The sequence below is a fragment of the uncultured Psychrobacillus sp. genome, from assembly GCF_938022135.1.
GTDB lineage: Bacteria > Bacillota > Bacilli > Bacillales_A > Planococcaceae > Psychrobacillus.
In genome coordinates, this window is sequence record NZ_CALIED010000036.1 from 35,102 (window position 1) to 51,847 (window position 16,746).

General features: G+C 36.7%; 12 protein-coding genes. 6 read left to right on the forward strand and 6 right to left on the reverse strand.

Annotated features, from left to right (window positions below; all coding sequences use genetic code 11):
• Positions 1 to 247: 247 nt before the first annotated feature.
• Together Q0371_RS08030 and Q0371_RS08035 are read left to right on the forward strand one after the other, a co-directional pair.
• Positions 248 to 1,099 carry an SDR family NAD(P)-dependent oxidoreductase gene (locus tag Q0371_RS08030; RefSeq protein WP_298470145.1) on the forward strand — a complete coding sequence of 284 codons (852 nt, stop codon included), beginning with the start codon at positions 248 to 250 and terminating at the stop codon, positions 1,097 to 1,099.
• Positions 1,096 to 2,625, forward strand: coding sequence for an AMP-binding protein (locus tag Q0371_RS08035; RefSeq protein ID WP_298470147.1), 1,530 nt, complete (start codon positions 1,096 to 1,098; stop codon positions 2,623 to 2,625). Before Q0371_RS08030 ends, Q0371_RS08035 begins: the two co-directional genes overlap by 4 nt.
• An 85-nt stretch (positions 2,626 to 2,710) precedes the next feature.
• Here the strand turns inward: Q0371_RS08035 and Q0371_RS08040 are convergent, their stop codons facing one another.
• The 4 genes from Q0371_RS08040 to Q0371_RS08055 all read right to left on the reverse strand — a co-directional run bounded on the left by Q0371_RS08040 (position 2,711) and on the right by Q0371_RS08055 (position 8,505).
• Positions 2,711 to 3,127, reverse strand: coding sequence for a DUF2512 family protein (locus tag Q0371_RS08040; protein WP_298470149.1), 417 nt, complete (start codon positions 3,125 to 3,127; stop codon positions 2,711 to 2,713).
• 132 nt (positions 3,128 to 3,259) lie between these two features.
• On the reverse strand, positions 3,260 to 5,167 hold the full coding sequence (locus Q0371_RS08045) for an alpha-E domain-containing protein (protein ID WP_298470151.1): 1,908 nt from the start codon (positions 5,165 to 5,167) through the stop codon (positions 3,260 to 3,262).
• Positions 5,161 to 6,612 carry a circularly permuted type 2 ATP-grasp protein gene (locus Q0371_RS08050; RefSeq protein WP_169360444.1) on the reverse strand — a complete coding sequence of 484 codons (1,452 nt, stop codon included), beginning with the start codon at positions 6,610 to 6,612 and terminating at the stop codon, positions 5,161 to 5,163. Before Q0371_RS08050 ends, Q0371_RS08045 begins: the two co-directional genes overlap by 7 nt.
• A 393-nt stretch (positions 6,613 to 7,005) precedes the next feature.
• Positions 7,006 to 8,505 carry a DHA2 family efflux MFS transporter permease subunit gene (locus tag Q0371_RS08055; RefSeq protein ID WP_298470153.1) on the reverse strand — a complete coding sequence of 500 codons (1,500 nt, stop codon included), beginning with the start codon at positions 8,503 to 8,505 and terminating at the stop codon, positions 7,006 to 7,008.
• A 166-nt stretch (positions 8,506 to 8,671) separates the two neighbouring features.
• Between Q0371_RS08055 and Q0371_RS08060 the strand changes: the two genes are divergently transcribed.
• Complete coding sequence (locus tag Q0371_RS08060; protein ID WP_298470156.1) at positions 8,672 to 9,544, forward strand: TetR/AcrR family transcriptional regulator; 873 nt, start codon at positions 8,672 to 8,674, stop codon at positions 9,542 to 9,544.
• A gap of 256 nt (positions 9,545 to 9,800) precedes the next feature.
• Here the strand turns inward: Q0371_RS08060 and Q0371_RS08065 are convergent, their stop codons facing one another.
• Both Q0371_RS08065 and Q0371_RS08070 read right to left on the reverse strand, forming a co-directional pair.
• Entirely contained in the window at positions 9,801 to 12,008 is a 2,208-nt protein-coding gene (locus Q0371_RS08065) for a YcdB/YcdC domain-containing protein (RefSeq protein ID WP_298470201.1), read from the reverse strand.
• A gap of 166 nt (positions 12,009 to 12,174) precedes the next feature.
• The gene (locus tag Q0371_RS08070) at positions 12,175 to 12,654 is read right to left on the reverse strand and encodes a lysozyme inhibitor LprI family protein (RefSeq protein ID WP_298470158.1); all 480 of its coding nucleotides are present in this window, start codon (positions 12,652 to 12,654) and stop codon (positions 12,175 to 12,177) included.
• A 301-nt stretch (positions 12,655 to 12,955) separates the two neighbouring features.
• On the opposite strand from Q0371_RS08070, the gene Q0371_RS08075 reads away from it, so the two are divergent.
• From Q0371_RS08075 to Q0371_RS08085, 3 genes are all read left to right on the forward strand, one after another.
• Positions 12,956 to 13,882, forward strand: a complete 927-nt coding sequence (locus tag Q0371_RS08075; protein WP_169360449.1) for a DUF1672 family protein — start codon at positions 12,956 to 12,958, stop codon at positions 13,880 to 13,882.
• Between the two features lie 14 nt (positions 13,883 to 13,896).
• Complete coding sequence (locus tag Q0371_RS08080; protein WP_169360450.1) at positions 13,897 to 15,978, forward strand: hypothetical protein; 2,082 nt, start codon at positions 13,897 to 13,899, stop codon at positions 15,976 to 15,978.
• 175 nt (positions 15,979 to 16,153) lie between these two features.
• The gene (locus Q0371_RS08085) at positions 16,154 to 16,729 is read left to right on the forward strand and encodes a TetR/AcrR family transcriptional regulator (protein WP_169360451.1); all 576 of its coding nucleotides are present in this window, start codon (positions 16,154 to 16,156) and stop codon (positions 16,727 to 16,729) included.
• The last annotated feature ends 17 nt before the right edge of the window (positions 16,730 to 16,746 follow it).

A 16,746-nucleotide genomic window follows, 5' to 3' on the forward strand; every position in this document is an offset into this window, starting at 1 on the left:
TCCTCCTACCTTTGCTCTTATTTATTTTGCCCAAACATTTTAAATACAAAACTTGCTCTTTCAGGTAAAGCTATAAACTAACGACTTACCTCAGTTCAATATATCTCTAATTCGAGGTAATAATATCATATTAAAACGTAGAAAGCTAATAATTAGATTCTAAATTTTCCGATTTTTGTATTTTGTGTCTGGTTTAGGTGTTAAAATGTATATAACTAAATTTTCTAATCATAAAGGGCTGTTTAAAATGGTTAACTATTCTATTGTAGAAAAAATACTCTTCCCTTCTATTCATTTGGATGAAAGAAAGCTAGAAGATAAACTTGATGCTAAAACAGTTCTTATTACTGGAGCTAGCTCTGGAATAGGTAGAGAACTTGCGTTTGTTTTAAAGAATATAAACGTACACCTTGTATTGGTAGCAAGACGCGAAAAAGAACTATTGCTAATAAAAGAAGATATAGAATCCTACAAAGCTAAGGTAAGCATTATTTCGGCAGATATGAGAGAAGATAAAGATCTGGAAAGATTACTACGCTTTTTGCATCAGCTCCCCAATGGACTGGATATTATCGTTAGTAATGCAGGCTTGTCCATTAATCGTTCGATTGACAAGTCATTAAATCGTTATCATGATTTCACTAGGACGATGGCCATTAATTACTTCGCTCCCGTGCAACTGCTATTGTCCACCATACCTTTAATAGAAAAAAATAAAGGGCATATTGTAAATGTGTCGACAGTTAATGCCTTGCTTCTTCCTATACCTTTTTGGGCCGCTTATCAGGCGTCTAAATCTGCATTTGATACATGGTTCCGCTCCGTGTCTCCCGAAATAAATGGAAAGGGTATTTTAACTACCACGGTATACCTACCATTAGTTAGGACTCCAATGATTGAGCCTACCCTTGCCTATCGTAATACACCTGCCATGAGTCCTTTACATGTTGCAAAGATTATAGCAAATTTCCTTTATACAAAAAGAAAAACTTTTCAACCTTGGTGGCTGATTTTCGGTCAAATAGGTTCATTAGTCGGCCGAAGAGGATGGGATTATGTATTGCCTAAACTCCTTCAGAAAAGAGGGCTTAACAAATGATTATTTCCTTACTGCAAGTAATATGGAAGATAGGGCTCCTCTCTCCTTCTGGCTTGTTTCGTTTAATCTTTACGATTTATAAAGAAGGTATTAACTTAATGGTTTTAGTACGGCTTGCGGAAAAAAGATTTGGCAATCAGATAGCCATAGTAACCGACACCGAAAGTATTACATATAACCAATTAGCAAGGAACTGTGAGGTTGCTTCTATTTACTTGAAAGACAACCGGCATTTAAGTTCAGGTAAAAATGTAGCTATTTTAAGCAAAAATCATCATCATTTTGTTCATTCTATTTTTGCTGCTTCCCGCTTAGGAACTAATGTTTATTTGATGAATCCAACGATGAGTACCATTCAATTTAAGCAATTAGTAGACACCTATCATTTCGATTTATACATATATGATGAAGAAGCCAGATCAATATTAAAAGATCTTCAACTACTCCACTTGGCAATTGAAAGTAGTTACATTAACCATTTCATTCATGAAGATATCAGACTAAAAGCTACATCGATGAAAAGATCGTCAAAAGGTAGGCTCATATTGCTAACAGGCGGGACAACTGGGACACCTAAAAAAGCAGTCCATAAACCTTCTTTAATCAACTACTTACATCCCTTTTTAACTGTGTTAGAACGATTGAGGCTAATGCAATATCGTACGGCATATATTGCAACGCCTCTCTATCATGGGTATGGTATCGCAATTTTGCTTACCTTTATCGCTCTAGGGAAAAAAGTAATCCTTTCAGAGTACTTTCAAGCAGAAAAGGCTAGTCAAATCATTAGAAGACATAAAGTCGAAATAATAACAGTTGTACCTCTTATGATTCATAAATTGGTTAAGCATAAACCTGATTATTTAACCTCTCTACAATGTATTGCTTCAGGGGGAGCACACCTTAATGCCAAGCTAGTAGAAGAGGTCAACAATAAGCTAGGACCCATTCTCTACAACCTTTATGGCACTTCCGAAGCTGGTCTAAATACGATTGCTACACCGAAAGACTTGCAATACTCTCCTGACACAATTGGCCGATTAGTTAAAGGGGGGAAACTAGAAGTGATTGGAAATGGGAATCAACTAAAAGAAGGACAGATTGGACAGCTATGTACAAAGAACAGATGGTCTATAAAAAACAAAGAAGCTTCCTGGATGGAGACTGGAGATATGGGATATAGGGATACAAACGGATATTACTACTTGTGTGGGAGAACAGACGATCTTATAGTTTCTGCAGGGGTCAACATATACCCTAAAGAAGTAGAACAAGTATTAATACATCATCCTTTGATAAAAGAAGTGGCCATTTTAGGCATAGCTGACGAACAATATGGTCAAAGGCTAATAGCATACGTCGAACTGAACAACGAAGGCGAACAATTAACAGAGATAACTTTATTAGAGTGGCTTAGCTTAAGGATTCCACGTATTCATCTTCCAAAGGATATAATCTTTGTTGACCAATTACCTTATACCACTTTAGGAAAGCTAGATCGAAAACAATTAGCAGCTTGCCGTTGAAGTAACTCTTTAGACACCCGAACACTTCTTCTTGAATAGAATAACAAACCATAACAAAAACCCCCTTAGAAAAGAGGGTTTTTTGTTAATCTCCATAATCGGCAGCGACATCTGCTGTTGTACGTTTATTTTTGTAAAATACATTTCCATCCAAATATTTATGGAAGAACCATTCGCCTCCACCAATAACTAATGCAGCAATAAGTGTTCCAAGCGCTAGATTTCCGTCAGCATCTACTAATGCAATTTGCATAAACCAAATGGTTAAGAATGCTAATATAATATCTCCACCTGTGGCAATCATATTTCGAACATTTTGGCTTGAACGATTAGCAGCTAGGCGGAACAATAGGAAGTCTCCTAAAATGTAAGCTAAAACAGTTAAGACTAAGCTAGTCCATATAGAATCCAGGAATGGGACATCAAAAATTAAAGTCAAAACAACTAAAAGGACTACTGCTATCATCAGAAATTTAATAAGAAGTGCTTTTAAATGCTTCATTTGCTTGTCCTCCTTTGTAAATTTATTCTATTTAAAATGTTCCCTTAATCTTTCCGATTAAACACATTGTTTTTAAAAATAGGTCTGTCGAGCCTCATTAATTAAGCCTCAACTTTGAAGCTGAGGCCTTTCTTATTGCTCGATTAAACTTACAGATACTTTCACATCTAGCGAATGACTTCCACCTCTATATACTCCTTGGACAGGGCTAACATCATTATAATCCCGTCCAACACCTACACGTATATGGTTTTCTAACGCCTCCACGTTATTCGTTGGATCAAGTCCTACCCAGCCGATTCCAGGTACCATAACCTCCACCCATGCATGACTAGCAGCATCACCAACTAAAGCAGAGTTTTCTCCAACATACAAATAACCACTAACATACCGAGCTGGTATATTCTTTGTCCTTAACACTCCGAGCATCACATGCGATATATCCTGACAAACACCTTTTTTAAGGTCGAAGGATTCAATCGCCTTAGTGGTAACTGTAGTAGATGAGCCATCGTATGTGAAATGATTGAACAAATATCCCATTAAATCAATTGAGTATTTAACCGGATTTACCATTTCTCCTATTTCATTATCCACCTTTTCTATTTGCTCTGGAGTCAAATAAGTGTAAGCAGTGTTACTTAAATAAGCTAAATAATGACTTCTAAAAAGATTCGAATGAAAAATTGCGTACATTTCAGGCGAATAATCAATACGATGAACCCACGGACTTCTTTGAATACTTACAATAGAGGTTGTCTTAACCTCTAAATGCCGATGATGGTCTGCTATAAAAAATGATTCTACTGTGTTTCCCCATATATCCACGTGTTCCTTAGTTAAGGCAACAGGATTAATTTCTGCGCGGTAGGAAAGCAATCGTTGACATTCGTCTGTTCTCGGCTTTAAACGAATTGAATTCATACTTTGATCGACCATCGTTTCATAATCGAAAATATTAGTATGCTCAATTTTGTACTTTAAAGAGGAAGCTTTTTCATTATTTGAAACCTGAGATCCACTCATCCAATGATTGTCACTCTGTGTCTGTACTTGAATATGGAGTGTAGAAGATGTAGAAACTGGTTCTATTAAGTAATAGGTTTCAGAGAAAGTTTGCCCAATTTCATTACATTGGTTTTGAAAACGATTCAGAAATTCCATCATTTCTTCGGAGTCTAACTCCTGAATAGTCATTTCATCAAAGTCTTGATGAAGCCTTTGTAAAAGATAATGGAGCTTTTCTGAGTGTTTAGCCTTCTGTCCTCCCAAATTATCAATTGCATTTTGCACACTATTCATATTGTAATGAATGGATCTAGGAAAGGTTTCATCGACAATAAGAAAAGCAAGAATTGTTCGTGGATCCATTTTTGGTCTATTCACCTTCAAATAGGCCTCATAGCCATTCAGCATTCTAAGTGCTGATAGCCACGCATAATATTCATCTCTTTTATAAGAAAGCTCCGCTTCACTTGTATGTTCACACACTACATTTAAAATTCTGGCAGTTTTTTCAGCCCGTTCTAACCAATTTCCTATTTTCATCATATGGTAAGCTATACCACGAGACATGTTTGACTCAATAATTCCTTGAATAGTGAAAGAAGCCTTTTTAATCTGGCTTAGAAATAACCTCATGTTCTGAAGAGAATAAGGGATATTTTGAGCATCTTTTGTATATAGAAAGACGTCATTCCACACTTCAAACAGTTCATTAGGTATGTGATCACGACAAACCCTTGCATTCTCTCTAGCAATACGTACGCAATTGAAAACCGAATTTGGATTTTCATGACTTAATGCCAAGTAGAATATTAGGTCTTCCTCTTTGCTATTCTTTTTATTTTTCAATGCCTCTAATTCATCTAGAGTAGAACACGCTTCATATAATAGCTTCCACTGTGTCTCTTTAAATGATTCATCACTAGAGGTTTCAACCATTTGAGTTAAATGAACATCTAAAATTCTTGCATTTTGTTCCGCTCGCTCAAAATTTCGAGACATCCAGTATAAAGAATCTGCTACACGACTTAACATGAACTAAAACCCCCTGATTTCATGACCCATGTATCTTTACCTCCACCACCTTGTGAGGAGTTTACTACTAGCGAGCCTTTCTTTAATGCTACACGTGAAAGACCACCTGGAAATACATGTGTATCCTCTCCTCTAATGACAAACACTCGTAAATCTACATGACATGGATAAAACGCTTCTCCTTGATACGCAGGTGCTCTTGACAGCTGAATAGTCGGCTGCGCAATATACTGCTCCGGTGTCTTTAAAATTTTTTCCCTAAATCTCTCTATTTCTTTTTTAGTAGCATGTGGGCCTATTAACATATCATAGCCACCTGAGGCACCAACATTTTTTACGACCAGTTCTGATAAATGCTGAAGTACCCATTCCCTCTGTTCTATATTATCCAGACGATAGGTTTTCACGTTATCAATAATCGGCTCTTCCTCTAAATAATATCTAATCATATCAGGAACATAGGTATACACTGCTTTATCATCAGCAACACCATTTCCTATACCATTTAATATTGCCACATTGCCTAATTTATATGCATCTATTAAACCAGGAACTCCAAGAGTAGAATCCTCACGAAACTCTAAAGGATCCAAAAAGTCATCATCAATTCTACGATAAATAATATCTACTTTTTCAAGTCCACGGATTGTTTTCATATATACAATGTTATCAACTACTGTTAGGTCACGGCCTTCGACCAACTGCAATCCCATTTGTTGAGCTAAAAATACATGATCGTAATACGCAGAGTTATATATTCCTGGAGTAAGCAGTACTGCCTTAGGGTTAGTTACTCCTTCTGGAGCATGTTCTACGATTGCTTCATAGATATAGGTTATTTGCTGTTCCAAAGCATGAATGGAGTGGTTAGCAAAAAATTCGGGATAGACCTGACGCATAACGTATCGATTTTGGAATACATAAGATAGACCAGATGGGTTTCTTAAATTATCCTCAAGCACCAAATACTTACCCGTTTCATCACGAATTAAATCTATACCTGCTAAAAATATGTTGTTATTTAATGGTATTTTAATATTTTTAATTTGCTTGTGATAGTAATATTTATTATTCTCTATCAAATCTCGAGGGATAATTCCATCTTTTATAATTTTCTGTTTGTGGTAAATGTCTTGTAAAAAACAGTTTAAAGCCTCTGTGCGTTGTATCATTCCCTTTTGAATTGTCTCCCAATCTTCAGGAGGAATGATAATTGGAATGAAATCAAAAGGCATAGTACGTTCCGCTCCCGTATTATTGTTATAAACTGTAAAGGTTATGCCTTGTCTTAAAAAGGAAAGTTGGGCTGTTTCATGTTTTTCTTTTAGTTCTTCTACAGAAAACCGGTTAAGTATATTGTAAAAGTTTTGATAATGTAGTTTTGGTTCTCCACATGATTTTAGCATCTCATCAAAATAGGGTTTAACCTCATACGTATTAAACATTTTCCAACTCTCACTCTCTCTTTAGTAATTTTATGGGAATATTCTATTATTTTTTTCACAACACCTTTTAATCTATTACCCACTTTTATTTTTAATTAGACATTTTATTAAATATTTATTTTTTATTTTTTTTCAAAACACGCATAAAAGAAAAAATGAAAGATATTAGGATAAATCTACTTCCAAAATAAAAAACCCGAAGTTTTACGATGAGTAAAATTTCGGGTTTTCTATCTATATTTGGTTGGAGTGTTTTTCCGTTACAGAGGGTGGGCTTTCGACTCGCAATTTACCCTGGCCCCCTCCTCTTCAAGCAACTAAAAGAAAAAACGTAAAACCGAGTTCGATTTTACGTTTTTAATGGGCATTTGTTTTAGCCCTTTTTAAATAAAATTAATTAGAAGCTTTTGGTTCTTGGTGTTCTTCTTCTATTTTACGTAATGATTCAGGGCTTACATCTACTCGTTTCAAGAAGAAGGCTAAGACTAACGCGATTATATTCATAACCAAAGCAACTAGGAAGGAGTATTGAATCCCTGCTAATAGAGCTTGTTGACCTAGTAAGCCCATGGTTTGCTCTGTCAGTGTAGCAGGGTCAACGTTGGCCATTAGGCTTTCCCCTTCTTTGGTGGTTACATAGTTCATTATAGAAACTAGCACTGCCGTACCAATGGAACCAGCAACCTGCTGAGCTGTGTTGTTAACAGCTGTACCATGCGGGTTTAAACGTGTTGGTAACTGATTTAAACCATTTGTCATGATTGGCATCATAACCATAGACATCCCTAGCATCCGTATCGTGTAGATTATAACAATAAATAAATAGGTAGAATCTATTTGTAGTCTAGATAATTCGAAAGTAGAAATTGCTGTAATAACCAATCCTATTAATGCTAAAGTACGGGGACCAAACTTATCGAAAAGTTTCCCTGTTATCGGAGACATAATTCCCATAACAATTGCCCCAGGTAGCATTAGTAGTCCAGAGTCTAAGGGAGATATACCGCGTACACTTTGCACATAGGCTGGTGTTAAAATCATACCCGAGAACATAGCAACTGCATTAACAATTGAAATAATGGATGCTAAAGCAAACATCGGATACTTATATACGCGTAAATCTAACAATGGCTGTTCTAACTTTAACTGGCGAATTACAAAAATAACTATTGCTACTAATCCCACTATTAGTGTGGTTACTACAATTGGATCATCCCAGCCAGCTGTGCTTGCTGTGCTGACTCCATATAACAGACCACCAAAACCGAATGTCGAAAGGATTATTGAGGCAAAGTCAATTGTTGCAGTTTTGTCAGTTGTCATAACATTCCCTAGCTTCCAAACAGCTAGTAACAAGCTAATAACGGCTAACGGTAAAATCATGATGAAAAGAACTCGCCAGTCATAGTATTGTACTATGAACCCCGATAATGTCGGCCCAATTGCAGGGGCTGTGATCATAACTAATCCAAAAATCCCCATAGCCGCTCCTCGTTTTTCACGTGGGAAGGCAACAAGCATTACGTTCATCAGTAAAGGCCCCATTACAGAGGAACCAGCTGCTTGAACCATACGCCCTGTTAAAAGGAAGCCAAAATTTGGAGCAACTGCTGCCATAGCAGTACCTAACGTAAATATTGCCATGGAGGTAAGAAATAATGTTCTATTCGAAAACCTTCTTATTAAAAAGGCTGATGCAGGTATTAGCACTCCGCTCACTAACATATAACCAGTTGCCAACCATTGGACAGTAGAATATTCCACGTCTAAGTCCACCATAATGGAAGGTAATGCTACATTTAAAAGGGAGTTATTTAAAAACGATACAAATGCTCCAACAAAGAGTACTGCGAGCATTAAATACGTAGCTTTTTTATTTTCAGTGTCACTCATCTTTCGTTTTCCCCTATTCTATTTTTCTATATTTACTTCATTACTCGAATTATATTAAACCATTAGTTCATTTTTTTCAATATATTTGTACACCTAGTTTAAATATAGTTGAACTTTGTGTTCACAATATATATACTAAAGCCATCAGATTACTATCGGAGGATTTATGAATAAACGTAAAAGACATGTTGCAGATGTAGCTTTAAAGCTATTTGTAGAAAAAGGAATACAACAAACCTCTATCCAGGACATCATTGATAGAGCAGCTATTTCAAAAGGAACCTTTTATAATTATTTTAGTTCAAAAAATGATTGTATCGCAGAAATACTAGAAGGATTACGATATGATGCTAGTCAGCTCCGTATGCAAATCCAAGTTGGGAAAAAAGAAAAGGACCAACAGATTTTAGCTCAACAAATATATAGTATTATTCAGTTAAATGAAGAAAGAAGCCTATATGCTCTCTTTGATGCAATCCTTAGCTCCAATGAAATAGATCTAAAAAAACTTGTGATGCAGCATCGTATATTCGAGCTAGAGTGGTTAGCGATTCGGTTTATTTCCGTATTTGGAGAAGAAATTTCTGAAAATGCCTTTGAAAGTGCTATACTATTTCACGGCATGCTCCAGCACTTACTATTTACAAAACGTGTAACAAATGCAACGTTTTCACTTCACCGAATTGTAGCAGTCCTACTCCAATATATCGGTCTTATCATTCCCTATATGCTTCAACATAATACTTCTTTAATTGAACCTGCTTCCGTCCATTTAATGAGGATGAATATAGATCGAAAGCCAGTAGAGTTAAGCGAGCTCATGAAAATGGCTAAGAACATTGAAGAGGAAGAGAATTTTACGATGGAGCAAGAGGATCTCTATGAGGCCATTATTTCTGAGCTCAACAAAGAACGAGTTCGCAAAAGCGTGCTTCAGCCATTGCTCAATCCTTTCTTAACATCCTTTGATGACACCTCTAGTAAAGGTCAGGTACAAACCTTCATCAATGCCATTTGGTTTTATTTAAAACTGAAGTAATACAAAAACTCACCAAGCTAAATATTGGTGAGTTTTTTCTAATTTAATGATTTATTACTAAGCAGGTGCAGATATAAGCGTCTTCGCCTAGTTTTAGGGTTTGCGCAAGATTCAACCTGGTTTCTACAAGGTTCTAGCCTTTTTCCGCAAGGTTCAACCTCGTTTGTGCAAGGTTCTCCTCCGTCTCCGCAAGGTTTCTCTCCCCCTCTGCAAGGTTCAGTATCATTCGCTTCAAATCCATCCTACTAACATTAGATTAATAGCCGTATCTATAATCTCTTCCCTTTTTAGACATCTCATGGCCCAAACGAATTGTAGAAACAGCTAGCTCCGCATAGGTCACTTGCTTGGTAGGGTTAAACTGATTTTTCTCTGCCTTTAATAGTCCTAGAGAATCCGCCAACACAATATAGCCGATATATTCATCTTTAATTTTCTTGCTATCCGCGAAATCATTTTTGTATATCTTGGTTTGCTTAGCTGCTTCCTCTAAGCCTAATGCACGAATATACCATATAGATAGCTCCTCTTTAGTAATAGGACTATCCACATCAAAGGTTGATTTGTCTGCAGCTATTACACCAAGTTCTACTGCTCTTTCAACAGCCTGATAGGAAGTATGCTTCGAATCGATATTAGTAAAGGTTTGTTTAGCATTTTCGGAGTCATCCATAGGATAGCCATGGTACATATATGTTAAGGAATTCATCATTATCCTAATAGCTTCCCCTTTAGATACTGCGGCATCTCCATTAAAAGACTTTGCATCTTTTACCGTTAACACTTTAGATTGGATTAAGTAATTTAATTCGGCGGCTGCAGTTGGATGAGAAACCTCTGGTAGTACCTCTCTGTTGTATTGGTTAAACCATTTACCAGTGCTTGCCTCTAAAACCTGAAATTCTTCTTCATTAAACAATGGAGAAGAAATTAAATAGTAGTGATTATTTTCTCGCTTCATATATTCTTTCATATAGCTTGTCTTTAGCATCACGGATTTTTTAAAAGTCTCTGTTGCTTCTTTCTCAGAAATAACTTTGTCTTTTGATGGCCACTCGTCAATCAGAGGTCTATCTATGCTTATGCTACTTAATGAACCGTCCTTATGAATATTTACATTTATCTGATCACCCACTACCAATACTCCATCAACAATGCGAGGGAAAATGAAGTAATAACCACTCATTGGATCGGCATAGCTGGTCTCAGAAGGAAGCGCATACTCATGAAGATAAGAAGGCAAATACTCTTTTGCATACTCCACAGCCTTAGCTAATGCTTCCTCATATGATAGGGACTTCTGATCTTTATTCTCGTCTAACATTTCCTTAATTTCTTGCTGCATACTATGAAAACGAACTAACTCTCCTGTTTTCTTATCGAATTCTATACTAGACCCAGATCCTGAGCCATTAGAAAAATGATACATGTAGTGAACACTGATCACTTCTTGTCCATTATAATTTTTCATTTCCTCTACCGATTGAATCGTTAATTTTATCTTACTTGAATCGACCTTCAATAAGTTCTCTGCTGTTTTCTTAGCCGCTTCTTTTGTAATGCCATTGTGTTTGACAGGCAATGCCTTTTCTACAATCATTTCAGATCCTTTATGAGCAGGATACTCCTTTAAAAACTCATAGGAATTAAACCAATCCCCAGTAATAGCATTTACACTTAGTATTTCAGGCTTATAAACTAACTTCACATCAGGCTTATTACCTTCGTTTGGATAGGTAATTTGATATTGCAGCTTAGCCGTCAAATTATCCTTTATCTGATTTAGAATAACTTCAGCATCTTTACCCTTTTTTACATCATCGAAGGTAGAAGACTTGCTTGGAATAGCCCGATTAAATCCTACTACCTCTCCATTTCCTAGCACAGTCACATTAACTTGTTGATCCCCAACAGCGACACCATCCTGCATTCGGTTAAAAGAGAAAGTATAGCGAATTGGTCGAGTTAAAATTTGTGAACTATAATAAAAATCTTCAAGTCCTTCTTCTAACTGGTAGCTACCGTCCTTCATATACTTTTTCATAAAATCATGGGCAATTTGTTTAGCTCCATCTTTAGATACTTTGCCTGGAAATAAAGAATCTGCAGTGGCAACTGGTTCATATTGAAAAGACTCTATCTCATAATTATCCCCATAAAAACCTATGCTGCCCGAGATCTCCTTCCCTTTTTCCTGCTTATGAAAAGACATACTATGCCTAGTTGTATTTTCATATGGATTATCGTAGGAATGCATGTAGAATTCGCTAGGCTTGATTGAGTCGAAAACACCTGGAAAGCTAGCCTTAAACTTTTTAAGTAATTCCTCTTTAGACACCAAAACGTCTGTAGCAGCAACTTGCGCCACAACATTATAAGGCTGTGTTCCTGTCGTATTTGATGCATTTGCAGTAGCTGATAACATTCCCAGTGATAACGCGGAAGCAGTTAAAATAATTCCCATCTTCTTCAAAAATAGTCCCCCTTTTAAGGTAATAATTATATTTTAAACTAATATATGGAAATTAGAAACATATATTTTCCTAAAATTTTAACTATTCATTTAAATCGATTAGTATAAGTGCTGGTATATGTAGTAAAAACCGCCACTCAAACGAGAGGCGGTTTACTTACTTCATGTATTTATTTACTAGCTCATAGCATCTTTCTTTAGTGAGATCGGCTAGAGCACTCGCATACAGGAATGGTTCAAGTGTTCCACCTTCAGCTTCCTGTGATTTTTCTTCTGCTATTTGATCACGTTGCACAATCCAGTCTTCTTGTTCCTTCTTTAAATCCTCGAAGTCACTTTCAGTAAGCTGTTCTTTAAGAACATCATAAATTTCATTTAATGCCTCGTCCCATCTTTTGAATGTCTCTGACTTAGCTTGATTCATATCCGCTTGAGTTCCAGATTCATACACCTTATCAAATTCTTTCAAACTATCTTCAATCTCGTCTAATTTGCTTAAATAGGCTTCCTTTGTTCCATCAAGCTCGCTAGCTTGTTCTTCAGGGACTGGAACATCAACAGCTAAATCCTTTTCTGTGCTAGAATCGCATCCTGCTAGCCAAATAAACGGGAGCATTAATATGAGAAGTTTCTTCAATATAATCCCTCCTATAATCTATCAGACAGAAACTTCACAGAAAAGTTTCACTTTTTCTAACGATTTATATATTTCCCACTAATTATCTCCTATTCCTTATATGTTCTTCCCCAGTATAAAGAGGATAGGCAGATCTAACCCTTATTCAACCAAAGTCCTCATTTTGTTTGTTAACCATAGACCCTTTCGCCCATTTTCTCAAAATTCAAATAAAATATGAAGCTATCATTTTCATATCTTCTAAGGTTTGATTACAATGAATAAAAACCGATAGTTTGAGCATTAAAGCGGGAGGATTAAAATGAAGAATAACAAAATGGCCGTAGCAATTGTTAGCACAACACTTTTATTAGGAGGCTGCAATATGGAAGTAGAAAGCAAAAAGGAATCCGAAATAATTGGTAAAGGAGATGTGGCTTTAGATTCTTCAAGCTTTGTTAGTGTTCAAGATTACACTGGGGAGGAATATGCCCTACAGGACGGGGAGGAAACAGATAAAATAGCTGAAGCAAATCGAGAGGAAATTGAACAAGCGGTAAAGGACTTCTTTTTAAACAACTATAAAACAGAAGTGAAAATCCATAACATTGTGGGAGCTGTGGATGGTGCCTCTGTATTCGTGGAATCTATAAGGGAACCTCATTTTTATACATTTGCTATTGTACCTATTGATGTTGAGAATGAAAAAGTAGAAGTAGATAAAGTATGGTCTCAAGAGGGACAGATAGAAGATGCCATTACTACTGGGCTTTATGCGATGATCCATGATCAGGAATTTTCTACACTTGATAACTACTTAGAGAAACTCACTGAAGAAAATCCTTTAGTAGGTACCCGTATGGAGGCAGTTGAAAAGGTAGGAGCTAATGGATATGCAACTCCCTATTATTATACAAGCGCTGCTGGTGAATACTTTACCGAGCTTTACAACAAATATATAGAAAATCCTACCATTAGCAAAGAAGAGTTAAAGAGCTCAATGAAAAAGTATGATTTAAATTCAAATCTAATGCTTATTACGATTACTTTATATATGAAAGAATCAGATACTGACCCAGATGAAGTGCTTTATGACAAAATAGTTTCTGATATCGAGCAAATGGAAGGCCTACCACGAGGCTCTTATTCCGTCATTTTACATGATAACTTGATAAACGCAGAATATGCTGACGGCTCCAAAAAAAGCTCATTAAACAAAACTGCCTTGAATGAAATTAGAAAAGAATAGGAGTGAAAATCTAGGTGACTACTATTAATCCTGTTTCTAACGTCCAGACAACTGACCAAGATTTAGTAGAATTAGCTGGTTTTCATGCTTACCGACATTATCAAACCGGTAAAATTATAACCGTAAACGATAAAATTTTTAAAGTAGTAGATACCCAATATGGGATGTCCTCTGGGCTAGATGCTGTTACTGTACAAAACCATGAAACGAAGGAATTGACGGTAGTTTATATTGGGAGCGAGGACAATAAGGATTGGATTGATACGAATGCAAAGCTACTCGCTGACACTCCCCCTGCACAAGTAGGTGATGCACAAGACTACTTTGACTGGGTAAATACTAACCTTGGTAAAGTAGATTCCGTAACAGGTAACTCCCTAGGTGGAGGATTAACTAATGCTGTCGCTATTGAAAATCCTCAGGTGAAGGCTGTCACTTTAAATCCAGCCATCCTTCCTGCTGGTTTAGTAGATCCTACAATGATGTACGATAATATAACCAATTACTATAGCCGCTTTGACTTTCTTACAAGTACAGAGGAATCGCTAGGATTAGGTAATAGAATACCTGGGAAAAAGTATAGCATCAATAATGGGGTTCCCCTCCTTTCCATGATTGCCCCGAATCATACGGGCTACGTAGATCCAGATAAAGATGGGAACTTTGTCATTGAAGTTGGCATAAAGGGACAGCCTGGACATGGATTTATCCATATTGGGGCCGACGATCATATTGTAACGAGTATTTGGACAGGGCAGCCTATTTATGGAGGCTATAGCGAAAAAATTGAGATTAACCAAGAAAACATGATTTTACTCTCCAATGGTATTAGAGACCAAGTAAAGGGTCGAATTACCAATGTTCAAGAGTATATAAGTAACTCAGTCAGTATTGTGGAAGATGAGAATGCAAAATTTAGTCAGCGTGTCACCACACTTCAAGAGACATTCCAACAAAAGTTGGAGGAAATAGCTGTAGACCCACTTTTTAAGGGAATAGCGGAGACAGGGGCCATTATCAAAGCGGCAATCGATGACTTAATCGACCTTCTGAATAAGGCTGAGGAACGTTGTCTCATCTTAAACAGCATTCTAAACTCAAAGCCTGCAGAACTTATTGAGTTTATTACCTCCACTAACATAAGTGTAGAAACGCTCTTTGCTCCGGCTAGAGACTATTTAAACCAACTCAAGCAAGATGTAGATTACCTAGTCGCTAGTGCCCACAATATCCTTTATAACGAAATCCCTGAACTATTTAGAGGAGGCACAGACAATTTCGTTGATGCTGTTGTAGGGGAGCTTGCGGCACATTATAACGTCCTAAAGATAAACAAAGAAGAGGTGTACACTCAGTTAACAGAATATGAAGCGCAGGTTAACGACATTGCCAATTCTTTTATTAATCGAGATGTGAGCCTAGCTGATGCTATCCACTCGGGAGCCACACCAGGAGAACGTGTAGATGCTGTTCAAAAAACAGAAATTAAAACAATTCAGGAATCTTCTTATTTAGTAATCGGAATGAAAATGAAGGAAGTCCAAGTAGAATTAGCTCATAATACAATTGTGACTGTAGGAACAACGATATTAAGACCTATCCTTTCTAGACTGGAACGTATTGTACTTTTAATAGAAGCTGCATTGACTGCCATTATTGTCGCAGTAAAGGCCGCTCAAAATATCGCGATATATGGAAATCCAATCAGCTTGTTGATGAGTATATTCACAGATTATGAGCAAAGAGTTAAAAGTGCCGTTGCCAGTGCTCTAGAGCCTCTAGTAGAAATGGAGGTCCTAATGGAAAGTTTGCGTGTTGGATTTAATCGGATGCATACAAACTTACCAGAGATGCTTGATAACTTTAAACCCTACCTGGATACCGCCATCTTTGAACCAGCTAAGTTTGAAAATGTGCGATTATACAATGTGGCGACCTTAGCCATTTTAGATGAAATGGAGCTACTGTTTAATGAAATCATTTACCAGCTTGCGGACGAAAAAGCTAATGCCATCGAAGAGACATTAGAGGTTTCCAAAAACGTATTAGGAAACCTACAGATCCTGAAGGAGCAAGTAGACAGAGGTACATTATAATATAAAACTTTGGGACTCCGGTGCAGCGATGCTACATTAGAGTTCTTTTATTTTGCTTACATATGATATCTAGTTCTTCTGTTCTTTTAATCTTGCATTGTCTTTCAATAGCCTATATACTAGTCTTTGTGCAAAAAACAAACCGACCGTTCTGTTTTAGAAAGGAGTAAATAAGATGCCCCCAGGGATGGAAACTAAACAGCACCTTATCAAGACTGCAGGCCACTTATTTAGTTGTTATGGTTTTGAAGCGGTAAAAATCTCCACTATTATCAACGAAAGCAACACAACTAAAGGCGCCCTTTATCATCACTTTCCGAACGGTAAGGAAGAGCTACTCCTTGCTGCTATCCAATATACAGGAGATTTGTTACTAAGTGATACAAAAAATCTATTGAACAAATCTGCTGATCCTATTGAAATGTTATTAAATCAATTGAATATGATTGCTACTCAAATTGAGCAAAAGCATGAATTATATGGTGTTCCTATTGGTAATATTGCAGGAGAAATGGCTCTTAAAAACAATGAGATTCGTCTAGCCTGTGATCACGTTTTTAAAAGTTGGCAAAAATTAGTGAAAGAGAAGTTTATCGATTATGGTATGTCGGAAGAATGTGCAACTAATCTTGCCATAACATTAAACGCATTATTTGAAGGTGGGATATTGTTGAGCGTCACAAGTGCTTCTGGTGATCCATTAAGAGCTATCGCCAAACAAATACCCAATTTAGTACCACCAAAACAGTAATTTATAATAGAGAGTAG